The following is a 26,527-nucleotide window of genomic DNA, read 5'->3' as shown; positions in this document are numbered from 1 at the left end:
CGGGCTTTTGTCCGGCCCGCGTCGCCAGCCTGTTCCCGACTGCCGTAACGCAGGACGCATGCAATGCCCCAGATAGCCCAGGTCGCCGAAACATATTCCAGCCAGATTTTCTGGCTGCTGGTTTTCTTCGGCCTCGTATTCTTCGTCGTCGGGCGGGGCATGGTCCCGCGCGTGATGGCCACCGTGGGTGATCGCGACAAGCAGATCGCCGACGACCTTGCCGCTGCGCAGGCAGCAAGGGACCGCGCGGACGAGGAAGAGGAAGCCTGGCGCATCCGCGAGAACGAAAACCGCGACAAGGCGCAGGCACTGGTTGCTGCGGCAAAGGCCGATGCTGCCGCGAAGTCGGAAAAGAAAATTGCTGCGGCGCAGAAGCGTCTCGATACCAAGCTTGCCGAAGCCGAGACGCGCATTGCCGCGTCACGGGAAAGCGCTTTGGCGGAAATCGAGGGTGTCGCTGCCGAGGCTGCACAGGATATCACGATGCGTCTTGCCGGCGTGAAGGTGACCAAGCCTACCGCGACCAAAGCTGTGAAGGAGGCCATGGCCCATGTCTAACGCGCCCGAAGTCTTCACCACGGTCGACGTCCCCGAATCCCTCGGACCGAGCCTCTGGGGCCTCGAGCCCTATCAGATCGTCTCGATCTCGATGCTGGTCCTGATCGCTGTCCTGGTCTGGAAGAAAGTTCCGGGTCTGATCACCGGCGGCCTCGACGCGCGTATCGCCGCGATCAAGGAACAGCTCGAAGAGGCGAAAAGCCTGCGTGCCGAGGCCGAGGCCCTGCGCGACGAATACTCGCGTAAGATCGCCGGTGCCGAAAAGGACGCCGAGGCGATGATGGAAAACGCCCAGCGTGAGGCCGATGCCCTTCTCGAAAAGGCCGAAGCCGACAGCAAGACGCTGGTCGAGCGCCGCAAGCGCATGGCCGAGGACACCATTGCCGCGGCCGAGCGTGAAGCGGTGCAGGATGTCCGCAATCGTGCTGCTGCGGCCGCTGCTGCCGCCAGCCGGAAGCTGATCGCCGCGAAGCATGATGCCGAGGCCGATCGCAAACTGGCCGACGAGCTGATCGCCGGGCTCTAAAGCTCGACAACCCGAATTCCGAAGGGCGGTCCGATCGGGCCGCCCTTTTCGTATCAGGGCTCGAGAACGATCTTTCCGGTAATCGCTCCTGCCTCCATGGCACCGAACGCTTCGCGCCAGCGATCCAGTGGCAGGATGCGGTCGATGTGGGGCTTTATCCGTCCCTGGACCATCAGGGCATCCAGGGCATCGCGGATCGCCGCTCCGCGTTCGGGGAAGCGGCGCGCATATTCCCCGGCGCGAACGCCGACGACGGAAAACCCCTTTATCAGGGGAATGTTGACGGCAATCTCGGGGATCCTCCCGGCGACGAAACCGACCACCAGCAGCTTACCGCCGAACGCGACGCAGCGTGTGCTTTCGTCGAAAACGTCACCGCCCACGGGATCGACGACAAGGTCGCATAGCCGCCCGCCAGTCAGGTCGGCGATGTCGGTGCGGAAGCCGCCTGTGTTGAGGATCACGTGGTCCACGCATGCCATCTTGGCGAGGATTTCCCGCTTTTGCTCTGTGTGCGTGGCTGCAATCACCGTTGCGCCCAGCGCCTTCGCAAGGTCGCAGGCGGCGAGACCGACGCCGCCGCTGGCGCCGTGGACCAGGACGGTCTGGCCTGCGCTCAGGCCGCCAAGCTCGACCAGTGCGGTATATGCCGTGGAATAGGCCGCACCGGCCGCCGCCGCCTCGGCATGGCCGACCTCGTCCGGAATGCGTCGCAGGTTTTCCTGTGGAACGCTCGCCAGTTCGGCAAACCCGCCCGTTTTTGCGCCGCCTGTCACCCGGTCGCCGACGGCAAATCGCGAGCCAGGATCGGATTCGAGCACTTCGCCTGCCAGTTCCATTCCGGCCGTGAAAGGCGGTTCCGGTTTGAACTGGTATGCGCCCCGCGTCATCAGCAGGTCCGGGTAGTTGAGCGACGCCGCGCGCACTTTCACCAGCACTTCGTCCGCAGAGCGCAGAGGTGGAGGAAGGTCCGTAAGGCTGACGCCGGATAGGTCGTCCGACAGGTGCGAAACGACGAGGGCGCGCATTCTCAGAACGAATCCTTGGCCGATCTCAGCGCGGCAAACGTCTCGTGTGGCACGCTGCCGCCCCATTTTTTCATCAGCGCCGGATCGTCGGCGCGCAGGAAAGGGTTCGTTTCCAGTTCGCGGCCAAGCCGTGTCGGAACGGTCGGCTCGCCGCGATCGCGCTTCGCCGCAATTTCTTCGGCATAGCTCTGCAGCGCAGGGTTATCGGGATCGGCGTGCAGCGCGAATTTCGCATTGGCGGCTGTATATTCGTGCGCGCAATAGAGCGTGGTGGATGCGGGCAGGGCCTTGATCCTTTGGAGGCTCTCCCAGAACTGCTGCGGCTCGCCCTCGAACATCCGCCCGCAACCCAGCGCGAAGACGCTGTCGCCGACAAAAGCCATGTCGGCACCTGCGAGATGGAAGGCGATGTGGCCGCTCGTGTGCCCCGACACGTCGATGACCGATGCTTCATGGGCGCCGAGCGTCACGGTGTCGCCCTGTCCCACGATGCGGTCGATAGGCGACAGCTTCTCGACCTCCTGCGGTGCGATGACGGACGCGCCGGTTGCCTCGACGATCGCCTTGTTTCCGCCTGCATGGTCGGGATGCCAGTGGGTGTTCCAGATCTGCGTGATCCGCCAGTTTCTGGCTTCTGCCTGCCGGAGATATTCCTCTCCGTCGGGCGTATCGATGGCTGCGGTTTCGCCGCTATCGAAATCGTGCAGCAGGAATCCGTAATTGTCGGACAGGCAGGGGAACTGGTGAACTTGCAATGACATGGTGCCTGCATATCGCACCTGCCCCCATGTAGGAAAGGCGTGTCTTTTTCTGGCCCTCAATCGCCGGGCGCAGCGCGTGCGCGCCGCTAGGCTTGCGGCCTGACCGGCCGGCGGGCAGTCGCCCTTGCGGTCGCTGGTGCGACCGACCCTGCATTCTCAGACCCAACCCCAAAAACGTCGAGGCCGCGCGGCCTCGCAAGGCCACGCGGCCGCGCCGCAGGTGCTCGATCCCGCAAGGGTCGAAACAGCACCGAGGAGGCTCGCCCGGACGGGCGAGCCTCGCATCGATCAGTCGCTCTTCTTCAGCGCTTCGCCCAGGATGTCGCCGAGCGATGCACCGCTGTCGGACGAACCGAACTGCTGCACTGCTTCCTTTTCCTCGGTGATTTGGCGAGCCTTGATCGAGAAAGTCGGCTTCTTCGAACGATCGAAGCCGGTGACCTGTGCATCGACCTTGGCGCCGGCCTGGAAACGGTCGGGACGCTGTTCGTCGCGGTCGCGGCCGAGGTCCGAACGCTTGATGAAGCCGGTTGCGCCGTCTTCGCCGACCTGGACTTCCAGACCGCCATCGCGGACTTCGAGAACGGTGACGGTGACGACCTGGCCGCGGCGCAGGTCGGTGCCGGCACCCGCTTCGGTCGGAGCACCCTTTTCAAGCTGCTTCATGCCCAGGCTGATGCGTTCCTTGTCGACATCGACGTCGAGAACGATCGCTTCGACCTGCTCGCCCTTGCGGTGCAGGGCGAGCGCATCTTCGCCCGAGATGCCCCATGCGATGTCGGACATGTGGACCATGCCGTCGACGTCGCCCGGAAGACCGATGAACAGGCCGAATTCGGTGGCGTTCTTGACTTCGCCTTCGACCTTCGCGCCCACCGGATACTTCTCTGCGAAGTCGTCCCACGGATTGCCCTGAGCCTGCTTCAGGCCGAGGCTGATGCGACGCTTCTCGCTGTCGACTTCGAGGACGACGACTTCGACTTCCTGCGAGGTGCTGACGATCTTGCCCGGGTGGACGTTCTTCTTGGTCCAGCTCATTTCGGAAACGTGGACCAGGCCTTCGATGCCCGGCTCCAGCTCCACGAAGGCGCCGTATTCGGTGATGTTGGTGACGGTGCCCGTCAGCTTCGCGCCGACCGGGTACTTGGCCGACACGCCATCCCACGGATCGCTTTCCAGCTGCTTCATGCCGAGGCTGATGCGCTGGGTTTCGGCGTTGATGCGGATGATCTGGACGGTCACGGTCTGGCCGATCTCGATCATTTCCGTCGGGTGGTTGACGCGCTTGTAGCTCATGTCGGTGACATGGAGCAGGCCGTCGATACCGCCGAGGTCGACGAAGGCACCGTAATCGGTGATGTTCTTCACGACGCCGTCGATGACCTGGCCTTCAGCCAGCTGCTCGATCAGTTCGCTGCGCTGTTCGGCGCGCGTTTCTTCCAGAACGGCGCGGCGCGAGACCACGATGTTGCCGCGGCGGCGATCCATCTTGAGGATCTGGAACGGCTGCGGCTGTTCCATCAGCGGGGTGACGTCACGCACGGGACGGATGTCGACCTGCGAACCGGGCAGGAAGGCCACGGCGCCGTCGAGGTCGACGGTGAAGCCGCCCTTGACCCGGCCGAAGATGCGGCCTTCGACGCGCTTTTCTTCGCCGAATTCGTTTTCCAGCTTGTCCCAGGCAGCTTCGCGGCGGGCGCGGTCACGGCTGAGCATGGCTTCGCCGTCGGCGTTCTCGACACGGTCGACATAGACTTCGACTTCGGAGCCGACTTCAAGGCCGTGCTCGTCTTCGCCGCGCATGAATTCTTTCAGATCGATGCGGCCTTCGCTCTTGAGGCCGACATCGACGATGGCCATGCCAGCTTCGATGGCAGTCACGGTGCCTTTTACGACGCGGCCTTCGAAGCCACCGTCGTCGGCATTGCCGAGTTGTTCGTTAAGCAGCGCTTCGAAATCGTCGCGCGTGGGATTGGCGGTAGATGCCATAGGATTACAGGTCCTGTTTCACATTTGCTTCCGGCCACCGGTTTACCCGGGGTCTTTCACCGCTTCCGGCGCACCATTGCGCAGGCTGGCGGGGCAAGAGGGCCGATCGTGCCCGCGGGGCCGGATGCCGTCGCGGGTGTCCTTGCGGGCAGGGCCCCGGCAATGACCGGTGACAGCGCCGGGGGCGCGGGGATACCGGATGGCCGTGAGGGGATGTCCTTCAGACAGGCGCGCCCTTACGCGCAGGACGGGCAAAAAGCAAGCAAAAGGCCGGGCCGTCGCGGGGAGTGGGAAGGGGAGCGGGATGCCGCGCCGCCTAGCCTTTGCCGGACCGGGCGCGGGGTGACACATGTGACAGGTCGGGTTTTGGCGTCACCCTTTGAAACCGGCGGTTTCCTGCAGTTTTTCAGGCTCAGTCGCGCGGCGCCGGAAAAGGGGCGGATTGTATCGATATTTCAAATGTAGGAAATCTTGCTGCGCGGACGATTACGTCCCAAGCGCCTTCCGCACGACATCGATGGCTACGGCAATAGCCTCCTCCTTGCCCAGCGCGGAAGTGTCTAGAACATAGGCGTCGGGTGCTGCCACCAAGGGCGCCTCGGCACGGTTGCGGTCGCGCTCGTCGCGCTGGCGCAGGTCCTGCGCGATGACTTCCAGCCGGACGTCCTCGCCCCGTCCCTTCATCTCGGCATAACGGCGGTCCGCACGCGCCTCGACCGATGCCGTCACGAACAGCTTCACATCGGCATCGGGCGCGATAACGGTCCCGATGTCGCGGCCGTCGAGCACTGCGCCGCTATCCTGCTCGGCAAAGGCGCGCTGGCGTTCGAACAGAGCCTGCCGCACCGCCGGGTGGACCGAGACCTGGCTGGCCATGCCGCCCGCGACTTCGCTGCGCAGCGAGGCGTCGGCCAGCAGACTGTCCGGAAAAGTCACCGCGGCCAGCGCATCGCCGGCATCGTCCGGGTCGCCTCCATCCAGGAACACCTGCCGCCCGACCGCGCGGTACAGAAGTCCGGTGTCGAGATGGGGCAGGCCGAAATGTTCGGCCAGCGCCTTGGAAATCGTGCCTTTGCCACTGGCGGTGGGGCCGTCGACGGCGATGATCATGGTCTGGTTGTCCTCTTGCGGGCGCGTTCGATGGTGGCTTGCCGGTTTGCCCGCTCCTTGTCCCAGAACAATCGGATGGCCGGCGCCGCCAGGCCCGCGAACAGGACCGCGCCCAGCAGGTTTCGCCCTTCCGGCATCGTGCCTTCGGGGACCATGAAAGCAACCAGCCCGGCCGCGAGCAGGAAGACGAAAATGGAAAGGGTGCGGCGGATCATTCGGCAGCTTTCCTTGGCCGGACCTCGGCCGACGCGTCCGCGCGGGATTTTCGCGCAGCCTTCACCAGCCCGGTAATGGCGATGGCCGCCCAGAATCCTTCCAGAACCAGACTCGGCCAGTTGGTGTGGACCAGCAGCGAAACCGTCAGCAAGGCAGCGCCGGTCAGGTTCGTGCCATGCAGGATCCACGGACTGGGCCGGTCCTTCCAGGTCAGGTAGGCGTAGGCGCCGATGATGCAGGCCGTGCCGACGAAGCCGATCAGCGAATAGATGTCGAGCGAGCCGGTCACTGCGACGCCCTGGCCAGCAGGTCGCGGAACGTGGGGAAGCTGGTCGCGATGGGGCGTATGTCGTCGACCTCCACCCCGTCTGCCGAGACTAGGCCTGCCACCGCCATGCTCATGGCGATGCGGTGGTCGAGATGGGTGGTGACGTGCGCATTGGCCGTACCGCGCAAAGGCTCGCCGCCGGTGCCGTGGATGGTGAGGCCGTCTTCTGTTTCCTCCAGCCGCGCACCCACGCTTTCCAGCGCGGCCGCCATGGCGGACAGGCGGTCGCTTTCCTTGACGCGCAATTCCTCCAGCCCGGTGGTGACGGTCGTGCCTTTTGCCAGCGCGGCAGCGACGAACAGGACGGGGAATTCGTCGATCATCGACGGGGCGATGCCGGGATCGACCCGGGTTCCCGTCAGTGGGGCATGGCGCACCCGCAGGTCGGCGACAGGCTCTCCGCCGACTTCGCGCGGGTTCTCTTCCTCGATACTCGCACCCATCTGGCGCAGGACGCCAAACAGGCCGGCGCGGGTCGGGTTCAGGCCGACATTCTCTATGGTGAGGTCGCTGCCCTCGACCAGCGTGGCGGCCACTGCGAAGAACGCGGCGGAGGAGGGATCGCCCGGCACCTCGATCGTCTGGGGACGCAACTCGGCATCGCCGTGGATGCGGATGATTCGCTCGTCGCCTGCGTCCTCTACTTCGAGCACCGCGCCGAAACCGCGCAGCATCCGTTCCGAATGGTCGCGGGTCGGCACAGGTTCGATCACCGTCGTGATGCCCGGCGTGTTGATCCCCGCTAACAGGACCGCGCTTTTCACCTGCGCGCTGGCCACGGGCAGGCGATATTCGATCGGCACGGCGGGATGCGCACCCTCCATTGTCAGAGGCAAGGTTCCGCCAGCGGGTCCATGAAACTGTGCGCCCATGCGCGAAAGCGGTTCGATCACCCGGCCCATCGGTCGCTTCGACAGGCTTGCATCACCGGTAAAGGTGGCGGTGATGCCGTGGCCGGCGACGAGACCCATCAGCAGCCGTGTGCTCGTCCCGCTATTGCCCATGTCCAGCGCGCCCTGAGGCTGCAACAATCCCCCGACGCCCACGCCGTGGATGCGCCATTCCTCGCCGGTCTTCTCCACCTGCGCGCCCATGGCCCGCATGGCGGCGGCGGTCGCCAGGACGTCTTCGCCTTCCAGCAGGCCGGTGACGCGCGTCTCGCCGATGGCAAGCGCGCCGAGCATCACCGCGCGGTGGCTGATGGACTTGTCGCCGGGGACGCGAATCCGGCCGGTCAGCGGCGTTCCGGGGGCAAAACGGTGGGGGGAAAGCTGGCTGTTCATCCGGTCCTGGGCGCATGGTGACAGGGGAGGCGCGGCTTTGACAGCGCGAGGGGCGCATGGCAAGGCGCGCCGCACTCTTGATTCGGGCGCAGGTGCGCCCCATCAAGGAACCAGATTTTCGACGCGGCCCGCACGGACCCCATCCGGTGTCATGCCGGGCCCGACCACAAGGACTGAACGATCATGGCGAAGCCTGAATGGGGCACCAAGCGCACCTGCCCCAAATGCGGAACGCGTTTCTACGACCTCGGCAAGGAAGACCCGGTCACCTGCATCGAATGCGGTGAGGAATGGACTCCGGAGCCGGTGCTGAAGGCGAAGCAGCCCATCACCTTCGAGGAAGACGAGAAGAAAAAGAAGAAGGACGGCGAGGCGGACAGCGACCTGGCTGACGACGATCTGGATATCGACGTCGACGAGGACGAGGATTCGCCCGACAACGAAGTCGATCTCGGCGGCGACGACGATCTCGGCGTGTCCAAGGGCAAGGGCGACGACGAGGACGAACCGGAAAGTTGAGTTTAGTCCTTGCATCCGGAAGCTGCCCTTTCTAAAGGGCGCTTCCCGCAAGGGTGGCACGCATGATATGGGTGCTGCACGAAAATGATTGGGGCCTTAGCTCAGCTGGGAGAGCGCAACACTGGCAGTGTTGAGGTCAGCGGTTCGATCCCGCTAGGCTCCACCATTTTACCGGCCTTTGGCCTTGGGCTTGCTGCAAACGGCGCTGTCGTGCGCTTCCGGTGCTCACGGACTTGATGTCCGCTGCGCTCCGGTTCTCCGACATTCCCGTTTTCGCTGGCACCCAAGACCAAATCCCGGCAAAATGGGTTTAGATTGTTATAGCCGATCGTTCCGATCGCGCGCTGGCCGACGAGTTTTCGTCCGCCGGCGTTTTTCGCGTTTACCGGGGGTTCCCCCGGGTGTTGGAGTTGTGAACGCCTATGTTCGACGCACTTTCCGATCGCCTTGGCAGCACGTTCGACCGCCTGCGCGGCCGCGGCGCCTTGCGCGAACAGGACGTGCGCGATGCGATGCGCGAAGTGCGGGTTGCGCTGCTGGAGGCGGATGTCGCCCTGCCGGTCGCGCGCAGCTTCATCGACCGCGTCACGGAAAAGGCCGTCGGCGAAAGCGTCCTGAAATCGGTGACGCCGGGCCAGCAGGTCGTGAAGATCGTCAATGACGAACTGATCGAAATGCTGGGCGGCGAAGGCCACGAGGACATCAACCTCGAGGCAAAGCCGCCGGTCGTCGTGATGATGGTCGGCCTGCAGGGTTCGGGTAAAACGACGACCACGGCCAAGCTGGCGCGGTATTTGCGCGAAAAGCATGGCAAGAAGGCCATGATGGCCTCGCTCGACGTCAATCGCCCGGCCGCGCAGGAGCAGTTGGCGGTGCTGGGTACGCAGATCGACGTCGCGACCCTGCCCATCGTGGAGGGCCAGCAGCCGGTCGATATCGCGCGGCGCGCCATGGGTGCGGCGAAGCTCCAGAATTACGACGTCCTCATGCTCGACACGGCGGGCCGCCTGCATGTCGACGAGGCGCTGATGGCCGAGATGAAGGCCGTCGCCAGCGTCTCCGACCCGACAGAGGTCCTGCTGGTGGTCGACAGCCTGACCGGCCAAGACGCGGTGAACGTCGCGCAGAACTTTGCCGGCGAAGTGCCGCTGACCGGTGTGGTCCTGACCCGGATGGACGGCGATGCGCGCGGCGGTGCGGCCCTGTCCATGCGCGCGGTCACGGGCAAGCCGATCAAGTTTGCCGGTACCGGCGAGAAGCTGGACGCGATCGAACCCTTCCGCCCCCGCTCCGTCGCGGACCGGATCCTGGGCATGGGCGATGTCGTCAGCCTGGTGGAAAAAGCCGCTTCCACGATCAAGGAGGAAGAGGCCGAGCAGCTCGCCAAGCGCATGGCGAAGGGCAAGTTCGACCTCAACGACCTGCGCATGCAGCTGCGCCAGATGCAGAACATGGGCGGGCTGGGCGCGCTGGCCGGCATGATGCCGGGCATGAAGAAGGCCAAGGCCGCGATGGCCGACAGCGGCGTGGACGACGGCTACCTGAACCGCCTCGACGCGATCATCGGCTCCATGACGGCAAAGGAACGCGCCAATCCCGCGCTGATGAACGCCAAGCGCAAGAAGCGCGTCGCCGCAGGCAGCGGGACATCCGTCCAGGACGTCAACAAGTTGATGAAGATGCATCAGGAAATGGCGCGCGCGATGAAGCAGATCAAGAAGATGGGTGGGCTGAAGGGCCTGGCCGCCATGTTCGGCGGCGGCGGTGCTGGCGGTGCGGGCGGAATGGGCGGCGGCGGCATGCCGAGCCTTCCCGGCATGGGCGCACCGGGCGGCGACGGGAACATTCCCCCGGACCTGGCCAACCTATTGAACAAGAAGAAATAACCTTTTCAACAGATTGAATTACCAAAGGAAACTATCATGGCAATTGCACTTCGACTTTCCCGCGGCGGCGCCAAGAAGCGTCCCTATTACCGCATCGTGGCTGCCGACAGCCGCAAGCCGCGCGACGGCAAGTATCTGGAGCAGATCGGCACCTACAACCCGCTGCTCGCCAAGGATGACGAGAAGCGCGTCCAGCTGAACGAAGAGCGTGCGAAGTACTGGCTCGGCGTCGGCGCCCAGCCGAGCGACCGCGTAGCCCGCTTCCTCGATGCCGCCGGCATCCGCGAGCGCGAAGCCCGCAACAACCCGAACAAGGCGAAGCCGGGCGAAAAGGCCACCGAGCGCGCCGAGGAAAAGGCCCAGAAGGAAGCCGACGCCGCTGAAGCTGCAAAGGCTGCCGAGGAAGAAGCTCCCGCCGAAGAAGCTGAAGCCACAGAAGGCGCCGCTGCCGAAGTTGCGGAAACTGCCGACGAAGCCGAAGAAAAGGGCGAGTAAGGACTTATGGCCGACACGCCCGTCACACTGGCCGCCATCACCGGCGCGCACGGTGTGGCGGGCGAGGTCCGCCTGAAGCTGTTCGGGGAAGGGCTGGGGGCGCTGGAGGCGCACCTGTCCTTCAACGCCCATGTCCCCGGCGGCACGCTGACGCTGCAGAAGCTGCGCAGCGACAACAAGGGGGGCGCGATCGCCCGCTTTGCCGAAGTGCCGGACCGCACGGCGGCCGAAGCCCTGCGCGGCACCGCGCTGGAAGTTCCGCGCGAGGCGCTACCGGCGCTGGAAGAGGGCGAATTCTACCACGCCGACCTGCTCGGCCTGCCCGCGGTGACGACCGAAGGCGAGCCCATCGGCACGGTGATCGCGGTCGAGAATTTCGGCGCCACCGACATCGTGGAGATCGAACGCGATCCCCCGCCCGCAAAGGGCATGCGCACCGTGATGGTGCCCCTGACGCCCGAAGCCGTGCCCGAATGGAATGGCGAGCGGCTGGTGGTCAACGGGGCTTTCGTGGAAGCCTAGCGCCTCATCGGCTGCTTTTCGGCAAGGTCGTTGCGGATCGTCGTGGCCGCAACGCCGGCGGCCCCCATCGCGTGGCTGATCTGGTCGAGGCCCAGCACCACGTCGCCTGCCGCATAGAGGCCGGGAACGCTGGTTCGCTGGTGGTCGTCCACCACGATCCAGCCGTCCCCCGTCGTTTCCGCGCCCGCAGATGCCGCCAGTTCGGAACGGACATCGCTGCCCATTGCGGGGTAGATGCTGTCGAACTCCAGCCAGCCATCGGCCGTTTCGACCGCGATCCGCTCTCCCCGTAACTCGTATTTGCCGCAGGGGCCGTCCACCGGAGCCACGCCCGCTTCGTCGAGCGTCGCGAGGCATTCGGCATCGAGGTCGTGGTCGCTGTCGGGCGATACCAGCGTCAGGTCGCGGGTGAAGCCGCGCAGGAACATCGTTTCTGCCGTGCCGTGCTCGCCCGTGCCGATCACACCCACGCGCTTGTCGGTCACTTCGTATCCGTCGCACACGGGGCAATAGCGCAGCAGGCCTTTCGCCAGCGCATCGTCGTGCAGCGCATCGTCCATGCCGGGCGGGTGGCGGTTGAATACGCCGGTCGCCAGCAGCACGCTGCGCGCGGTGAACGTGCCCTCGTCCGTACCGACGGTGAAATGGTCGCCCGTCCTGGCGAGGTGCGCGACCCGCTTTTCCTCGTGCACCGCGCCGTATTTCTCGGCCTGCTCGAGCATCCGGCCGATAAGCTCCAGCCCGGCGATACCGTCGGGATAGCCCGCATGGTTGTGCGTACACGGGATCAGCGCCGCGCGGCTGGTGCCGCAATCGAACAGCCGGATGTCGAGGTGGTAGCGGGCAAGATAGATCGCGGCCGTCAGCCCCGCCGGCCCGCCGCCGATGATGATGCAATCGTCCATACCCGTAACAATCGCGGGATGGCATTGTAGTGCCCATCGTTGTAGTGCCAACCCGTGACATTCGCCGCGACCGTCCTGACCCTTTACCCGGAGATGTTTCCCGGGCCGCTGGGCGTGTCCCTGGCAGGACGGGCTCTGGAGCGGGGGGACTGGACGCTGGAGACCGTGCAAATCCGCGACTTCGCCACCGACAAGCACCGCACAGTGGACGATACGCCGGCCGGCGGCGGGGCAGGAATGGTGCTGAAGGCGGACGTGCTGGGCGCGGCAATCGACCACGCCCGCGCGGCGCAGCCGGATGCGCCGGTGCTCGCCATGACACCGCGGGGCAGGCCGGTCACGCAGGCGCGCATCCGCAAGCTCGTGGCCGGACCCGGCGTTACGATCCTGTGCGGCCGGTTCGAGGGCTTCGACGAGCGTATCTTCGAGGCCCGCGACGTGGAGGAGGTGTCGCTTGCCGACATCGTCCTGTCGGGCGGCGAACCGGCGGCGCTCGCCATACTCGACGCTTGCATTCGGCTGCTTCCCGGCGTAATGGGCGCGGCTTCCAGCGGTACCGAGGAATCCTTCGAGGAAGGACTGCTCGAGTATCCGCAATATACCCGGCCTCAGATGTGGGAAGGGCGCACGATCCCTGAAGTGCTGCGATCGGGGGATCATGCGAAGGTTGCGGCGTGGCGAAAGGCTGCGTCGGAAACCGATACACGGTTACGCAGGCCGGACTTGTGGGAGCGTCACAGTGACGCTCGGGTCCAGTCTGCCTCTGGCGAGCGGCATGAACAGAAAGGTACGGACCAGTGAACCTGATCCAGACACTCGAAGCCGAGGCAATCGACAATCTCGGCAGGGACATTCCCGAATTTCGCGCCGGTGATACCGTGCGTGTCGGCGTGAAGGTCGTCGAAGGCACGCGCGAGCGTGTGCAGAACTTCGAAGGCGTGTGCATCGCCCGCTCCAACCGCGGCATGGGCAGCAACTTCACCGTTCGCAAGATGAGCTTCGGCGAAGGCGTGGAGCGTGTTTTCCCGCTCTATTCGCCCATCCTGGACAGCATCACCGTGGTTCGCCGCGGTGTCGTGCGCCGCGCCAAGCTGTACTATCTGCGTGGCCGCACCGGTAAGAGCGCCCGTATTGCCGAGCGCCGCGACACCCGTCCTGCAAAGGATACGAAGAAGGCGGACGCATAAGCGTCGCACCTTCCATATAAAGACACCAAGAGAGGGCGTCCCGGGATCACCGGGGCGCCCTTTTCCTATGCGGAGAGCCAGCCGAGCGCGACTTCGGCGGTTTCGGCCGAGGCCTCCACCTGCGGATAATGGCCGACGGTTTCGATCAGATGGTGGCGAGCACCGGGCAGGCGGTCACGCCATGCATCGTAGGCGTGGCGGCCCGATACCGGGTCCCGTGCGCCGTTGATCAGGCCGATATCGCCCTGCGCCCGGTCCAGCGCATCGAACCACCGCCCGGCGTGTTCCTGCCGGTCGGCGATGTAGTGCAGCAGGCGGTGCATGATCCGGTTGCCGCGATCATGCGTGATGAGCGACCAGAATTCGTCCAGTTCCCGTGCCGTCGGCTGGGTATCGGGGCCGAAGACTTCTGAGAAACTCCGCCCGAATTTCTCCCGCGTGGTCAGCCAGCCGACCAGGAAACCCAGCGGCGATACGCCCAGTTTCTGGATCGGTCGGGGCCGGTGCTGGTCGGGAAAGATACCGCCATTGAGGAAGACGACCTTGCCGAGGCCCTGCGCCCCCGATCCCTCCGCCCGGCGGGCCAGCAGTTCCTGCCCGACCGATACGCCGTAATCGTGGACCAGCGCATCGTATTCGGAAATACCGAGATCGGCGAGCAGCGCCTCGTGCATGTCGGCCTGGCGATGGATCGAATAGCTGGCGGCGGCACGCGGCTTGTCCGAGAGGCCGAAGCCGATCATGTCGGGCGCCACCAAGCTGTGCCGGGCGGAGAGCCGGGGCCAGACCTTGTGCCAGTCCCAGGCGGCAGTGGGATAGCCGTGCACCAGCAGCAACGGCCGGCCGGAACCGTCATTCGAAGAAAGGGCCGTCCAGTAGGCGATGTTGCAGTCGCCAAAGGCAAAGGTGCTTGCCTGCCTGCGCCAATCGTCGAGTGTCGGTTCGGTCACGGGACAGGCATCCTTGCAAGAGGGGCTGATCAGACGGGCCCACAAGAAGGGCCCATGAAAAGGGGTTACAATGCTCTTGTCCCGCCATTACGTCGAACACGCAACTGCGATGGCGGGCCGTGCCCCCTCGCGCCAACCGATCGGAGAAATACTTTGGGCTATCGCGTAGCAGTCGTCGGAGCGACCGGGAATGTCGGCCGCGAGATGATGCAGATCCTTGCGGAGAGGGAATTTCCCGCCGACGAGGTGGCCGCCGTCGCATCCAGCCGCAGCCACGGCACGGAAGTGGAATATGGCGACAGCGGCAAGATGCTCAAATGCCGCAATATCGAACATTTCGACTGGGCGGGCTGGGACATCGCCCTGTTTGCCGCAGGCAGCGGCCCGGCGAAGGAATATGCGCCCAAGGCGGCAGCGGCAGGCTGCGTGGTGATCGACAACAGCTCGCTCTACCGGATGGACCCGGACGTGCCGCTGATCGTGCCGGAGGTGAACCCCGACGCGATCGACGATTTCAAGAAGCGCAACATCATCGCCAACCCCAACTGCTCGACCGCGCAGCTGGTGGTTGCGCTGAAGCCGCTGCACGACGCGGCAACGATCAAGCGCGTTGTCGTCAGCACCTACCAGTCGGTATCGGGTGCAGGGAAGGCCGGCATGGACGAGCTGTTCCAGCAAAGCCGCGCCATCTTCGTCGGCGATCCGGTCGAACCCGAAGCCTTCACGAAGCAGATCGCCTTCAACGTCATCCCGCATATCGACGTTTTCATGGATGACGGATCGACCAAGGAAGAATGGAAGATGGTGGTCGAGACGAAGAAGATCCTCGATCCCAGGATCAAGCTCAACGCTACCTGCGTGCGCGTGCCCGTGTTCGTCGGCCATTCCGAATCGGTGAACATCGAATTCGAGAAGGAGCTCTCGGCCAGTGATGCACAGGACATCCTGCGCGAGGCGCCGGGTATCATGCTGATCGACAAGCGCGAAGACGAGGGATACGTCACCCCGGTCGAGGCCGCAGGCGACGGGGCGACCTATATCAGCCGCGTGCGCGATGACCCGACGGTCGAGAACGGCCTGACGCTGTGGTGCGTGTCCGACAATCTGCGGAAAGGCGCGGCGCTCAATGCGGTCCAGATTGCCGAGCTCCTCGGTCGCCACCATCTGAAGAAGGGATAGGCGCGCCGTGCACCGCGTCCGTCTCGCAGCGTTTGCGCCGGCCGCGCTGGCGCTCGCAGCGTGCAGCGCGGAAGCGCCGCCTCCCTACGAACAGCAGCCCGGCGGGGCAGGCGCTGCCGTGCAGGCGCAGGCCGTGATCCTGACGGGCGAGGGGCTGGTCATCGGCGGCGAAACGCTGCCGTTCTCGGTCGAGCGCGAGATCGTTGAAAATGCGCTGCAAGGCGTCATCGGCGAGGTCGCGGATCGTTCGGACAATGGCGAATGCGGCGCCGGGCCCATGTCCTTCAGCCAGTTCGGCGAGGGGTTCACGGTGAATTTCCAGCAGGACCGTTTCGTCGGCTGGTATCTCCAGGATCCGGACGCAGACATCGCCACGGCAGACGGCGTGAGCGTCGGCACGCGGCGCACCATCGTCGAGGGCGAAACAGGCTTCGCCCCCATCAGCGACAGCACGCTGGGCAAGGAATTCGCCCTCGGCGGCTCGATCGGCGGCTTTCTGGACACCGACGAGGTATCGGGCCTCTATGCAGGGCGGAACTGTTTCTTCCGGTGATGGGCGGCTAGGGAAAGGCCTGTATGACGCTGACCGCCGACCTCTATTTCAGTTTCCGCTCACCCTACAGCTATCTGTCGATCGGGCGATATCGCGCCATGGCCGAGGAATACGACCTGGCCATCGCGCTGCGTCCCGTCTGGCCGCTCGCGATCCGCGAGCCCGATTTTTTCGAGCGCAACCATCCCAACTGGCTCGGCTACACCATGCGAGACATGATGCGGGTGGCGCAGTTTCACGGCATCCCCTTCGGCCCGCCGCGTCCCGACCCGATCATCCAAAACATGGAAACGCGGCGGATTGCCGAGGATCAGCCATATATTCGCTATGTCACTCGACTGGGTCAGGCCGCCGCCCGGCGTGGCAAGGGCGTCGCTTTCGCGCACGAAATGGGCCAGCGCATCTGGGGCGGCGTGGAGAACTGGCATCACGAGGGGCCGATGTCTTCAGCCTGCGAGGAAGCGGGTCTCGATTTCGTCGAGCTCGGCGCCGAGATAGAAAGAGATGAGGCGGCGCTCGACGCCGAAATTGCCGGCAATCAAAGCTCTCTGGAGCAGGCGGGCCATTGGGGTGTGCCGACACTGGTATTCGACGGAGAGCCCTTCTTCGGGCAGGACCGCATCGAGATGGCGAAGTGGCGGATGGAGCAGAAAGGTTTGGTGAAACGGTGAAAGGCGAACTGAGCGGTGGGTGTCAGTGTGGTGCCGTGCGCTACCAGATAGAGAAAGCTCGGGCCGCTTATTGCTGTCATTGTACCGAATGCCAGAAACAGTCCGCCAGCGCGTTCGGCATATCTGTTCGTGTCCGACGCTCCCATTTTGAATGCGACGGTCCTCTCGCCTCGTGGTCCCGCCCGACCGACAGTGGATCGATGACAGTTTGCTGGTTTTGCGCGCAATGTGGCAGCCGGGTCTATCATGAGGGCCGCAGCCGCCCGGGCTTCGTCACAGTTAAAGGGGGATCGCTCGACGAACCGCAGGGGGTCCCCATCGTTGCGCATATCTGGACGCGCAGCCGCCGGACCGATCTGATTCTCGACCCCGCGCTACCACAGTGGGACACGCAGCCAGAGGGTGAAGTGGAATGGCAATCTCTGATAGGTATGACCGAATGATCACCGAACACTTCGCCTCCTTCGACGGCACTCGCCTCGCACTGCACCACGTTGGTGAGGGCACGCCGTTTATCCTGCTCCACGGCCTTTTTTCCAGCGCGCAGATGAACTGGATCAAGTGGGGTCATGCAGAAGTCATCGCGGCGGCGGGGTACGAGGTCCTTATGCTCGATTTCCGGGTGCACGGGGACAGCGAGGCGCCGCACGATCCCGCGAAATATCGCGAGAACGTGCTGGTGCGCGACGTGGCGGCGCTGGTCGATCATCTGGCGCCGGGCGATTACGTGCTGGGCGGGTTCTCGCTCGGCGCGCGCACCTCGCTTCATGCTGTCGCGCAAGGTTTGCTCGATCCGCAGCGCCTGGTGGTCGGCGGGATGGGCACGGCGGGGCTGGGCGAATGGTCGAAACGCAGTGCCCATTTCCTGCGGGTGATCGACGAGTTCGAGAATATCCCGCGCGGCGATCCGGCCTATTTCTCGATGCAGTTCCTCAAATCGCAGGGCGTGGACCGGGTTGCGGCGCGCCTGCTGCTCCAGACACTGCCGGACATGGACCTGGCCGACCTGCAGCGCGTCGCCATGCCCACGCTGGTCGTATGCGGGGACGAGGACCGCGACAACGGATCGGCGCAGGAGCTGGCAGACCTGCTGCCGGATGCGACCTATGCCGAGGTTCCCGGCACCCATATGTCCAGCGTGACGAAGCCGGAGCTTGGCCGCGCGATCGCCGGATGGCTGGCGGATACCGCGTGACAAGCCCGTTCCTCTCGCGCCGGCGGTTCCTGATCGTGTGGCTGGGCGGCTTGCTGGCCTTCGGCGTGGCGATCTGGCTGCATCAGCCTCTGGCCGTGGAAGGGGTCCCGCACGGCATCATGGCCCACCAGCGGGCGGGCAGCGCCGAGCGGGTGGACGAGATCCACCGCGCATGGAGCGCGGCGGACGTCTATCGCACTGCCTTCACCGCCATGGTCAGCGACCTCGCCTTCATCGCGATCTATACGCTCGGCAGCCTGCTGGGCGGATTCTATTTCCTGACGGGCGGTGCGGGCAGCCTGCGCACGCCGGGCGCTCTGCTGGTCTTTGCCGCGCTGGTCTTCGGCGCGACCGATTTCACGGAGACGTGGCTGCAGCTGGATCAGCTGATGGCAGGCACGGGTGACGACCGGCAGGCGGCTATCGCGGCGGCCATGTACTGGCCCAAGGTCGGCAGCTTCCTCGCCTGCCTGCTCCTGCCCGTTATCGGCCTCGTGCTGGAGCGCCGAACCGCTTGATTATGCGGGCGTCGAGGTTCATTCCGGTAACAACGGAAACCGGATCACAACCTCAGAGGATCGCCTGTCATGAAACTGTCCCCCAATGCGCTTCGCGCGCCGCTCCTGTCGCTGGCCATATGCCTCGCCGCGCCTGCCCTGGCCGACGATCATGTGGAACCGGCAAACGAGATGGCAACGCAGTTCCCGATGACGCCGCAGGGCGCGTCGGACTGGGTCGACATGGTGGAGAAGGAAGGCTTCGATTTCACCGTGCGCGCGGGCCGCATCTACTGGGTCAATGCGACCTATCTGAACGAGGACACCGATGCGCTGGCCGCCGCCGTGGGCGCGGAAGGCACGGAAATGAGCGTGCGCTACGCGCTGGAAGCGGCGAAATATGCGCAGGTGCCCGGCCTGGACGCAGAGGTTTCGCGCAAGCTCGACATGCTCAGGAACGGCATCGTCCTGCCGGCCCCGACGGCCGACGGCGCAGCGGTCGAGCTGAACGAGATCGCGACCCGCCTCAACAGCCAGTACGGCAAGGGCAAGGGCACGCTGAATGGCGAGGAAATCAACGGCTCCGACATCGAGGCGCAGATGGGCAATCTGGAGCGCAGCCCCGAAGAACTGGCCGAGATGTGGGCCAGCTGGCACACGCAGGTCGGCGCGCCGATGAAGGATGATTATGCCCGCATGGTCGAAATCGCCAATGAAGGCGCTGCGGAACTGGGCTTTTCCGATGTCGGCGCGATGTGGCGTTCCGGCTACGACATGCCGCCGGAGGAATTCTCCGCCGAGCTGGAGCGGATGTGGCAGGAAGTCGCCCCGCTCTACCGGTCGCTGCACACCTATGTCCGCGCGAAGCTGAACGAGAAGCACGGCGACGCCATCCAGCCTGCGACCGGCCCGATCCGCGCCGACCTGCTGGGCAATATGTGGGCGCAGGAATGGGGCAATATCTACCCCCTCGTCGCGCCCGAGGGGGCGGGCGACATCGGCTACGACCTGACCGAGCTGATCGAGGCGAAGGGCCTGTCCGAAATCGACATGGTCCGCGTGGGCGAGGATTTCTTCAGCTCGCTCGGCTTCGAACCGCTGCCCGAGACGTTCTACTCCCGCAGCCAGTTCACCAAGCCTGCCGACCGCGAGGTCGTGTGCCATGCCAGCGCGTGGAACATCGACAATGTGGACGACGTGCGGATCAAGATGTGCATCAAGCGCAATGCCGACGACTTCATCACGATCCACCACGAGCTGGGCCACAATTACTACCAGCGCGCCTACAACAGCCAGGACTACCTGCATCTGAACGGCGCGAATGACGGCTTCCACGAGGCGATCGGCGACATGATCGCGCTGAGCATCACGCCGGAATATCTCGTTCAGATCGACATGCTGGACCGCGAGGACGTGCCGGGCGCGGACAAGGATATCGGCCTGCTGCTGCGACAGGCGATGGACAAGATCGCCTTCCTGCCGTTCGGCCTGCTGGTCGATAAATGGCGCTGGGGCGTCTTCGATGGCTCCATCACGCCGGAAAACTACAACCAGGCGTGGCACGACCTGAAGCTGGAATACCAGGGCATCACCCCGCCGGTCGAGCGGCCTGCCGATGCCTTCGACCCGGGTGCGAAATATCACATTCCGGGCAATACGCCCTACACCCGCTACTTCCTCGCGCGCATCCTTCAGTTCCAGTTCTACAAGGCTGCGTGCGACCAGGCGGGCTGGGAAGGGCCGCTGCATCGTTGCAGCTTCTACGGGAACGAGGAAGTGGGCCGGAACCTGAACGCAATGCTGGAAATGGGCGCATCGAAGCCGTGGCCCGACGCGCTGGAGGCCTTCACCGGCAGCCGCGAGATGAGCGGCAAGGCGATGGCCGAGTATTTCGCCCCGCTCAAGGCATGGCTGGACGAACAGAACGAGGGCAAGGTTTCCGGATGGTGAGAGCGTTTGTCCCGCTGGCGGCATTGGGGCTCGCCGCGTGCGCGCCCTATGCCGACACAGTAGCAACGCAGGCTGCGACGCGCGGCGTTGCAGGCACGCTGTTCGTCGCCAACAAACGCGGCGACAGCCTGTCGCGCATCGACCTGTCCGATCCGGCGCAGCCGTACACCGTGCAGGCCTGCAGGACTCCGCACGAGCTGGCGGCATCGCCGGACGGGCGGCACATCGCTCTGGCCTGCTACGGCGAAACGCGGATTGCGATCTTCGTTGCCGAGAACCTTGCAATCGCGAAGTTCATCGATCTGGGTGAGAATGCGCGCCCGCACGGGATCGTCTGGCACGCCAATGGCGACCTGTATGCAACGGCAGAGGGGCGCAGGTCCGTGTTCTGGATCCGCGACCCGGTGGGCAAGGCGGAAACCTTCGAATACAGCACGCAGAAAGACGGCAGTCATATGCTGGCCGTCTCGCCCGACGGCAATCATGCGTGGACGACCGATCTCGGCTCGAAAACGGTGACGCTGGTCGACCTGAAGACCCGCCGGGCCCCGCGCTCTGTCGAGGTCGGTATCGAACCCGAAGGCATCGCCCTGACGCCCGATGGCAAGACGCTGTGGGTCAGCGCGCGTGGCAGCGACAAGGCGTTCGCGCTCGATCCGATGACGCTGGAAATTCGGCGCGAAGTCGGCGTCGGCGCGTTTCCCCTGCGGCTGGCGATCCGGCCGCAGGGCGATGTTGCGGTCACCTCCGACCTTGCCGATACCAGCCTGACGGTCATCGACCTGGCAAGGGGCGAGGCGGTGCGCACGATCGCGGTGGACGACCGCGCCAATGCGGAACGCCGGCAGCAGGTCACCATCCTGTGGTCCCCGGACGGGAGCCGTGTCTATGTTGCCGAAACCGGCACGGACACGGTGGCCGAAGTGGATTACCGCACGGGCGAGGTGCTGCGCCGCATCGCGGTGGGCGAAGGCGGCGACGGGATGGCGATCATGCCGCATCCCGCTGCTGCGACAGGTCGGACGAAAGAGGGCGGGGGACAGTGAAGAAAGCCATGGAAACCGTGGGCTGGCGAGAGCTGGTCCACCTGCCCGAACTGGGCCTGCGCGGTATTCCCGCGAAGATCGACAGCGGCGCGCGCACATCGTCGCTCCACGGCGAGGTGATCGAGAAGTTCGAACGCGGCGGAGAGCAATTTGTCCGCTTCGCCGTCGATCTGGGCGGGGTGCGGCAGGTCTGCGAGGCGATCCATGTCGATATCAGGGGCATCACCAGTTCCAACGGCGAAACGCAGCGCCGCTATGTCATCAAGACGCCGCTGAAGATCGGCGATACGGGGTTCCGGGCGGAAATCAGCCTTGCCGACCGGTCCGACATGAAATTCCCGATGCTGATCGGGCGGTCGTCCCTGCGCCGCCGGTTCCTCGTCGATTCCGGGCATTCATGGCTGCAGACCCCGGAGCGCGAGATACAGCAGGGGCACAAACCATGAGCGCCACCAGGAAAGTCATCCCATGAAAATCGCAATGCTGGCACGCAACCCGAACCTCTATTCGCACAAGCGGCTGGTGGAGGCGGCGGAGCAGCGCGGCCATACGCTCGACATCCTCAACACGACGCGCTGCACCGTTCACATTGCCAGCCACAAGCCGGAGGTGTTCTACAATGGCGAGCCGTGCGTGGGCTATGACGCAATCATTCCGCGCATCGGGGCCAGCATCACCAATTACGGCCTTGCCATTCTGCGCCAGTTCGAGATGCGCGGCTGCTGGCCATTGAACGAAAGCGTTGCCATCGGCCGCAGCCGGGACAAGCTGCGTTCGATGCAGATCCTGGCGAAATACGGGCTGGGCCTGCCGCTGACCGCTTATGCCAACGACCCCAAGCAGGCGGAGGAGATCATCCGCGCGGTCAAGGGGCCGCCGGTCGTGATCAAGCTGCTGGAAGGCACGCAGGGCATCGGCGTGGTGCTGGCGGAAACCATGTCATCGGCCAAGTCGGTGATCGAGGCGTTCCGCGGGGCCAATGTCAACATCCTGGTACAGGAATTCATCAAGGAAGCGGGCGGGACGGACATCCGCGCTCTGGTGGTCGGCGGCAAGGTGGTCGCGGCGATGAAGCGCACCGGCGCGGCCGATGATTTTCGTAGCAACCTCCACCGCGGCGGCAGCGCCGAAGTCATCAAGATCACGCCGGAAGAACGTTCCACTGCCGTGCGCGCGGCCAAGCACATGGGCCTGAATGTCTGCGGCGTGGATATGCTGCGCAGCAATCACGGCCCGGTAATCATGGAGGTGAACTCGTCACCGGGTCTGGAAGGCATCGAGAACGCCACCGGCAAGGACGTGGCGGGCATGGTCATCGACTACATCGCCAAGAACGCGAAGGACGGGAAGACGAAGACCAAGGGGAAGGGGTGAACTGGGCGCATGAAGAGGGACCTTATTTCGAAATCGGCGGTTTCCTGACTCATTGATCATGTGAGGAAACCTCCGATGCGGCGTCTCAGTCTTCTTGCTTCTTCAGTCCTGGTGTCGATTCCCGCAGGCGTTCATGCCCAGGCTTACGAGGTTCTCGCACCGAACCAGACCTTGCTGGAAATCCAGGCGACCGGGGAGACCTATGTCAAACCCGACGAGGCCACGGTGACCGGCGGCGTCGTGACCTTTGCGACGACCTCGCGCGAGGCGGCGAATGCCAATGCGCGTGAAATGAACCGGGTGGTCGAGGCGCTGCGCCGGGCGGGCGTTGCGGCGCGTGACATCCAGACGCAGAGCCTCTCGCTCAATCCGCAATTCAACTACAACCGCAGCGACGGCGCGCCGCCCGACATCACCGGCTACCAGGCGTCAAACAACGTCACGGTGCTTGTGCGCGACGTGGACGATGCGTCCGGCCTGCTGACGACGATGTTCGAGGCCGGGGCGAACAATGTCTACGGCCCCAACTTCTCCCTGAGCGACGATACGCAGGCGGTCGCCGCGGCCCGGGCCGATGCCGTCGCCGATGCGAAGGAGCAGGCCGAGGCTTATGCCAACGCGTTCGGCATGCGGATCACGCGCGTCCTTCGGATCAGCGAGCGGGCCCGGTCGTCGCAATACGAACCGATCATCGTGACGGGCCGCAATATCGGCCAGGCCGGCGCGCCGCCTCCGCCTCCGCCGCCACCGGCGCAGAGCATCAGCAACCGTTCGGCGGTCGAAGTGGGCGAGTTGCAGCAGAGCGTGACGCTGTTCGTAGACTACGCGCTGGAGCCGCGCTGACTTACCTGAACGGCGGCTCGTTGAATGCGCGCAGTTTGCGCGAGTGGAGCCGCTGCCCCTCTTCCTTCAGCAGTCCGCAGGCCGTCACGCCGATCTGCAAATGCGCGGCAATGGCCTGTTCGTAGAAGGTGTTCGCCTGGCCCGGCAGCTTGATTTCGCCGTGGAGAGGCTTGTCGCTTACGCACAGGAGCGTGCCGTAGGGGACGCGGAAGCGGTAGCCTTGCGCTGCGATGGTGGCGCTTTCCATGTCGATGCCCACCGCGCGGCTGAGCGAGAGGCGGCGTGCGCTGTCGGAATAGCGCAGTTCCCAGTTGCGGTCGTCGGTCGTCACCACCGTGCCGGTGCGCATGCGCTGCTTCAAATTCGCCTCGCCTTCGCCCGACACTGCGCTGGCCGCGGCGACGAGGGCCTGCTGCACCTCGGCAATGGCGGGCAGGGGAATTTCCGGCGGCAGGACCGGGTCGAGAACGTGGTCGTCGCGCAAGTAAGCGTGGGCGAGCACGTAATCGCCGATCCGCTGGCTGCCGCGAAGCCCGCCGCAATGGCCGATCATCAGCCATGCCTCGGGCCGCAGCACGGCGAGGTGGTCGCAGATCGTCTTCGCATTGCTCGGCCCGACGCCGATATTGACCAGCGTGATGCCGCCATGTTCCGGCCCGACAAGGTGGTAGGCGGGCATCTGGTGCCGCCGCCAAGCCGTATCGGAGAGCTGCGCGCGCGCATTCGCGGTGCGCTCCTTCAGTTCCAGCCCGCCGGCGCCCGCCAGCTTCGTGAAGCCGTTCGATCCCAGCTGCTCGCCCGCCCAGTCGACGAACTCGTCGACATAGCGGTGATAGTTGGTGAACAGGACGTAGCGCTGGAAATCGCCGACCTGGGTGCCGGTGTAATGTGCCAGCCGCGCAAGGCTGAAATCGGTGCGCAGGCCGTCGAACAGCGAGAGCGGGATCGCCTGGTCCGGTTCGTCCAGCTCGATCCCGTCGGCCAGTTCGTCACCGATATCGGCAAGGTCCGTGTGCGGGAAATGGCGCGCCAGGACCTGCGGCGAGATACCTGCCAGTTCCGCGCCCGCCGCCCCGTCCAGCACGTAGGGAAAGGGAATCTCCTGCCGCGAGGGACGCGCCTTCAGCGAGATGTCGTAATCCTCCGCGATCAGCGACAATTGCTCGCGCAGATAGCTGGCGAACAGTTCGGGCTTCGTCACAGTGGTGGTGTAGGTTCCGGCGTGGGCGAACCGGCCATAGGCGCGGCTGCGGTCCGACCGTGCCTCGCTGCCGTCATAGGTCAGGACCAGTTCGGGATAGGCATAGGACCCGTCGCTGCGCCGCTCGCGAGAGGGCAGGGAGCCGTCGTCCGCGAATTGCATGATGTCGCTGCGCAGGCGGCCGGTCGCCTCGTCATAGATCCGCACGAGGTCTTCGATGGTCTTGTCGATATCAGTCATATGGCCAGCGCCTTAGCGCAGAAATGTTGCCGCGCAACGAAAAGGGGCGCGGTGCCATCGACACCGCGCCCCTTTTTGTGCGTTCAGCGAACGGTCCGCGTTCAGCCTTCGTCCGTTTCCGGCTTGGTCTCTTCGACCAGGGCTTCGGTCTCGCTCGTGCCTTCTTCGGTGCTGACACCGTCTTCCAGCATGTCGGCCGGGATTTCGCCGGGCTCCAGCGTGGGGTCACGCTGCTGCGAAGCGGCGGCTTCCTCGATTTCGCGCTGCTCGTCTTCGAACAGCTGGGCGAGAACGTCGACGCCTTCGCTCTGCAGCTTCGCCTCGTCCTCGGAGCGGGCGACGTTCGCCTTCACCGTGACGTGGACTTCGGGGTGCAGGGCGACGGTCACGTCGTGCATGCCGATCATCTTGATCGGGCTGCCCAGGATGACCTGCTTCTTGTCGACGTCGTGACCCTGTTCGGTCAGGCCGGCAACGATGTCGCGGACATTGACGGAGCCGTAGAGCTGGCCGGCGTTGGACGAGGCGCGCAGCAGCACGACTTCGGCCCCTGCAACCTTCTCGCCAGCCTTTTCGGCTTCGGTGCGGCGCTCTGCGTTCTCTTTCTCGAGACGCTCGCGGTTCGCTTCGAAGACCTTCTTGTTGGCTTCGTTGGCGCGCAGGGCCTTCTTCTGCGGAAGGAGGTAGTTGCGGGCATAGCCGTCCTTCACGGTGACGACGTCACCGATCGAGCCGAGATTGCCGATCCTCTGGAGGAGAATGATATCCATGTGCCTACTCCTCTACTTCACGATGTAGGGCAGGAGGCCGATGTGACGCGAACGCTTGATCGCCTTGGCGAGTTCGCGCTGCTTCTTGGCCGAAACTGCGGTGATACGGGAAGGAACGATCTTGCCGCGTTCGGACATGAAGCCCTGCAGCAGACGGACGTCCTTGTAATCGATCTTCGGCGCGTCTTCACCCGAGAACGGGCAGGACTTGCGGCGGCGGAAAAACGGACGGGCCATCAGTTACGCTCCTCACGGTCGCGGCGCTTCTTGTTGTCGCGCTCGTTCTTGCGCATCATCACGCTGGGGCCTTCTTCCGGCTCGTCGACGCGGATGGTCATGTAGCGGATGACGTCTTCGTTGATGCGCGTCTGGCGCTCAAGCTCTTCGACGACCGAACCCGGGCCTTCGATGTTGAGCAGCACGAAATGCGCCTTGCGGTTACGATCGATCTTGTAGGCGAGGGATTTGAGGCCCCACGTCTCGGTCTTGGTGACCTTGCCGTCGTTCTTCTCGATAATCTCGGTGGCCTGCGCTGCCAGCGAATCGACCTGGCTCTGGGAGAGGTCCTGACGCGCAAGGAACACGTGCTCGTAATGAGCCATGTGCATGTCCTTTCAGTTGATGCCGATCGCTGGCTTGTCCGTCCGGATGACGGGGCCCCTCCGGCTTTCTTCGTTTCCCCGCATTGCAGGGAAGCGGCGCACATAGCGGGGTGTGGGCGAAAAGCAAGCGCCGATAGCATCGA

31 protein-coding genes and 1 tRNA gene are annotated in these 26,527 nt (G+C 64.7%); 19 read left to right on the top strand and 13 right to left on the bottom strand.

Features of this window, described 5'->3' with window-relative positions; all coding sequences use genetic code 11:
* The first annotated feature begins 63 nt into the window (after positions 1 to 63).
* Together PF049_10335 and PF049_10330 are read left to right on the top strand one after the other, a co-directional pair.
* Entirely contained in the window at positions 64 to 558 is a 495-nt protein-coding gene (locus PF049_10335) for an ATPase (protein ID WBY15993.1), read from the top strand.
* Positions 551 to 1,084 (top strand): hypothetical protein, encoded by a 534-nt coding sequence (locus PF049_10330; GenBank protein WBY15992.1) that lies wholly within the window; start codon positions 551 to 553, stop codon positions 1,082 to 1,084. The genes PF049_10335 and PF049_10330 overlap by 8 nt, the downstream gene beginning before the upstream one ends.
* 53 nt (positions 1,085 to 1,137) lie before the next feature.
* On the opposite strand, the gene PF049_10325 is transcribed toward PF049_10330, so the two are convergent.
* From PF049_10325 to aroA, 7 genes are all read right to left on the bottom strand, one after another.
* Entirely contained in the window at positions 1,138 to 2,112 is a 975-nt protein-coding gene (locus PF049_10325) for an NADPH:quinone oxidoreductase family protein (protein ID WBY15991.1), read from the bottom strand.
* A 2-nt stretch (positions 2,113 to 2,114) separates the two neighbouring features.
* Complete coding sequence (gene gloB / locus PF049_10320) at positions 2,115 to 2,873, bottom strand: hydroxyacylglutathione hydrolase (GenBank protein WBY15990.1); 759 nt, start codon at positions 2,871 to 2,873, stop codon at positions 2,115 to 2,117.
* A gap of 288 nt (positions 2,874 to 3,161) precedes the next feature.
* Positions 3,162 to 4,862 (bottom strand): 30S ribosomal protein S1, encoded by a 1,701-nt coding sequence (gene rpsA / locus PF049_10315; GenBank protein ID WBY15989.1) that lies wholly within the window; start codon positions 4,860 to 4,862, stop codon positions 3,162 to 3,164.
* 486 nt (positions 4,863 to 5,348) lie between these two features.
* Positions 5,349 to 5,972 carry a (d)CMP kinase gene (gene cmk / locus PF049_10310; protein ID WBY15988.1) on the bottom strand — a complete coding sequence of 208 codons (624 nt, stop codon included), beginning with the start codon at positions 5,970 to 5,972 and terminating at the stop codon, positions 5,349 to 5,351.
* On the bottom strand, positions 5,969 to 6,187 hold the full coding sequence (locus PF049_10305; GenBank protein WBY15987.1) for a hypothetical protein: 219 nt from the start codon (positions 6,185 to 6,187) through the stop codon (positions 5,969 to 5,971). Before PF049_10305 ends, cmk begins: the two co-directional genes overlap by 4 nt.
* Complete coding sequence (locus PF049_10300) at positions 6,184 to 6,477, bottom strand: permease (GenBank protein WBY15986.1); 294 nt, start codon at positions 6,475 to 6,477, stop codon at positions 6,184 to 6,186. The genes PF049_10305 and PF049_10300 overlap by 4 nt, the downstream gene beginning before the upstream one ends.
* Complete coding sequence (aroA, locus tag PF049_10295; GenBank protein WBY15985.1) at positions 6,474 to 7,799, bottom strand: 3-phosphoshikimate 1-carboxyvinyltransferase; 1,326 nt, start codon at positions 7,797 to 7,799, stop codon at positions 6,474 to 6,476. The genes PF049_10300 and aroA overlap by 4 nt, the downstream gene beginning before the upstream one ends.
* Before the next feature lie 183 nt (positions 7,800 to 7,982).
* On the opposite strand from aroA, the gene PF049_10290 reads away from it, so the two are divergent.
* The 5 genes from PF049_10290 (at position 7,983) to rimM (ending at position 11,221) form a co-directional block, all read left to right on the top strand.
* Positions 7,983 to 8,318: a TIGR02300 family protein gene (locus tag PF049_10290; protein ID WBY15984.1), complete on the top strand. Its 336-nt coding sequence runs from the start codon at positions 7,983 to 7,985 to the stop codon at positions 8,316 to 8,318.
* A 90-nt stretch (positions 8,319 to 8,408) separates the two neighbouring features.
* Positions 8,409 to 8,484, top strand: a tRNA-Ala gene (locus PF049_10285).
* A gap of 256 nt (positions 8,485 to 8,740) precedes the next feature.
* Positions 8,741 to 10,204, top strand: a complete 1,464-nt coding sequence (ffh, locus tag PF049_10280) for a signal recognition particle protein (GenBank protein WBY15983.1) — start codon at positions 8,741 to 8,743, stop codon at positions 10,202 to 10,204.
* Positions 10,205 to 10,240: 36 nt separating this feature from the next.
* A complete protein-coding gene (rpsP, locus tag PF049_10275; GenBank protein WBY15982.1) occupies positions 10,241 to 10,699 on the top strand; it encodes a 30S ribosomal protein S16 in 459 nt (152 codons plus the stop codon).
* Between the two features lie 6 nt (positions 10,700 to 10,705).
* Positions 10,706 to 11,221: a ribosome maturation factor RimM gene (gene rimM / locus PF049_10270; GenBank protein WBY15981.1), complete on the top strand. Its 516-nt coding sequence runs from the start codon at positions 10,706 to 10,708 to the stop codon at positions 11,219 to 11,221.
* On the opposite strand, the gene PF049_10265 is transcribed toward rimM, so the two are convergent.
* The gene (locus PF049_10265; protein ID WBY15980.1) at positions 11,218 to 12,126 is read right to left on the bottom strand and encodes an NAD(P)/FAD-dependent oxidoreductase; all 909 of its coding nucleotides are present in this window, start codon (positions 12,124 to 12,126) and stop codon (positions 11,218 to 11,220) included. The genes rimM and PF049_10265 overlap by 4 nt on opposite strands.
* Before the next feature lie 54 nt (positions 12,127 to 12,180).
* Between PF049_10265 and trmD the strand changes: the two genes are divergently transcribed.
* Both trmD and rplS read left to right on the top strand, forming a co-directional pair.
* On the top strand, positions 12,181 to 12,927 hold the full coding sequence (gene trmD, locus PF049_10260; GenBank protein ID WBY15979.1) for a tRNA (guanosine(37)-N1)-methyltransferase TrmD: 747 nt from the start codon (positions 12,181 to 12,183) through the stop codon (positions 12,925 to 12,927).
* Complete coding sequence (rplS, locus tag PF049_10255; protein WBY15978.1) at positions 12,924 to 13,313, top strand: 50S ribosomal protein L19; 390 nt, start codon at positions 12,924 to 12,926, stop codon at positions 13,311 to 13,313. The genes trmD and rplS overlap by 4 nt, the downstream gene beginning before the upstream one ends.
* Positions 13,314 to 13,378: 65 nt before the next feature.
* Here the strand turns inward: rplS and PF049_10250 are convergent, their stop codons facing one another.
* Positions 13,379 to 14,263: an alpha/beta hydrolase gene (locus PF049_10250; protein WBY15977.1), complete on the bottom strand. Its 885-nt coding sequence runs from the start codon at positions 14,261 to 14,263 to the stop codon at positions 13,379 to 13,381.
* A gap of 153 nt (positions 14,264 to 14,416) precedes the next feature.
* Between PF049_10250 and PF049_10245 the strand changes: the two genes are divergently transcribed.
* From PF049_10245 to PF049_10200, 10 genes are all read left to right on the top strand, one after another.
* Positions 14,417 to 15,442, top strand: a complete 1,026-nt coding sequence (locus PF049_10245; protein ID WBY15976.1) for an aspartate-semialdehyde dehydrogenase — start codon at positions 14,417 to 14,419, stop codon at positions 15,440 to 15,442.
* A gap of 7 nt (positions 15,443 to 15,449) precedes the next feature.
* Entirely contained in the window at positions 15,450 to 15,995 is a 546-nt protein-coding gene (locus PF049_10240) for an aspartate-semialdehyde dehydrogenase (protein ID WBY15975.1), read from the top strand.
* A 23-nt stretch (positions 15,996 to 16,018) separates the two neighbouring features.
* Positions 16,019 to 16,666 (top strand): 2-hydroxychromene-2-carboxylate isomerase, encoded by a 648-nt coding sequence (locus PF049_10235; GenBank protein ID WBY15974.1) that lies wholly within the window; start codon positions 16,019 to 16,021, stop codon positions 16,664 to 16,666.
* Between the two features lie 439 nt (positions 16,667 to 17,105).
* Positions 17,106 to 17,861, top strand: a complete 756-nt coding sequence (locus PF049_10230) for an alpha/beta fold hydrolase (protein WBY15973.1) — start codon at positions 17,106 to 17,108, stop codon at positions 17,859 to 17,861.
* Positions 17,858 to 18,379: a hypothetical protein gene (locus PF049_10225; protein ID WBY15972.1), complete on the top strand. Its 522-nt coding sequence runs from the start codon at positions 17,858 to 17,860 to the stop codon at positions 18,377 to 18,379. Before PF049_10230 ends, PF049_10225 begins: the two co-directional genes overlap by 4 nt.
* 69 nt (positions 18,380 to 18,448) lie before the next feature.
* Positions 18,449 to 20,308: a M2 family metallopeptidase gene (locus PF049_10220; protein ID WBY15971.1), complete on the top strand. Its 1,860-nt coding sequence runs from the start codon at positions 18,449 to 18,451 to the stop codon at positions 20,306 to 20,308.
* Positions 20,302 to 21,354 (top strand): YncE family protein, encoded by a 1,053-nt coding sequence (locus PF049_10215; protein WBY15970.1) that lies wholly within the window; start codon positions 20,302 to 20,304, stop codon positions 21,352 to 21,354. The genes PF049_10220 and PF049_10215 overlap by 7 nt, the downstream gene beginning before the upstream one ends.
* Before the next feature lie 8 nt (positions 21,355 to 21,362).
* Positions 21,363 to 21,800, top strand: coding sequence for a RimK/LysX family protein (locus tag PF049_10210; GenBank protein WBY17900.1), 438 nt, complete (start codon positions 21,363 to 21,365; stop codon positions 21,798 to 21,800).
* A gap of 22 nt (positions 21,801 to 21,822) precedes the next feature.
* Complete coding sequence (gene rimK / locus PF049_10205) at positions 21,823 to 22,728, top strand: 30S ribosomal protein S6--L-glutamate ligase (GenBank protein ID WBY15969.1); 906 nt, start codon at positions 21,823 to 21,825, stop codon at positions 22,726 to 22,728.
* A gap of 75 nt (positions 22,729 to 22,803) precedes the next feature.
* Positions 22,804 to 23,571, top strand: a complete 768-nt coding sequence (locus PF049_10200) for an SIMPL domain-containing protein (protein ID WBY15968.1) — start codon at positions 22,804 to 22,806, stop codon at positions 23,569 to 23,571.
* A gap of 1 nt (position 23,572) precedes the next feature.
* Here the strand turns inward: PF049_10200 and PF049_10195 are convergent, their stop codons facing one another.
* The 4 genes from PF049_10195 to rpsF form a co-directional block, all read right to left on the bottom strand.
* Positions 23,573 to 25,012 (bottom strand): AMP nucleosidase, encoded by a 1,440-nt coding sequence (locus tag PF049_10195; GenBank protein WBY15967.1) that lies wholly within the window; start codon positions 25,010 to 25,012, stop codon positions 23,573 to 23,575.
* 101 nt (positions 25,013 to 25,113) lie between these two features.
* Positions 25,114 to 25,782 carry a 50S ribosomal protein L9 gene (gene rplI / locus PF049_10190; GenBank protein WBY15966.1) on the bottom strand — a complete coding sequence of 223 codons (669 nt, stop codon included), beginning with the start codon at positions 25,780 to 25,782 and terminating at the stop codon, positions 25,114 to 25,116.
* Positions 25,783 to 25,794: 12 nt separating this feature from the next.
* Positions 25,795 to 26,019 (bottom strand): 30S ribosomal protein S18, encoded by a 225-nt coding sequence (gene rpsR / locus PF049_10185; protein WBY15965.1) that lies wholly within the window; start codon positions 26,017 to 26,019, stop codon positions 25,795 to 25,797.
* Positions 26,019 to 26,384 (bottom strand): 30S ribosomal protein S6, encoded by a 366-nt coding sequence (gene rpsF / locus PF049_10180; GenBank protein ID WBY15964.1) that lies wholly within the window; start codon positions 26,382 to 26,384, stop codon positions 26,019 to 26,021. Before rpsF ends, rpsR begins: the two co-directional genes overlap by 1 nt.
* Positions 26,385 to 26,527 lie beyond the last annotated feature (143 nt).

Source organism: Erythrobacteraceae bacterium WH01K, assembly GCA_027941995.1.
In the GTDB taxonomy this organism is placed as follows: domain Bacteria; phylum Pseudomonadota; class Alphaproteobacteria; order Sphingomonadales; family Sphingomonadaceae; genus CAJXSN01.
This window is presented reverse-complemented; position numbering and strand designations above follow the sequence as displayed.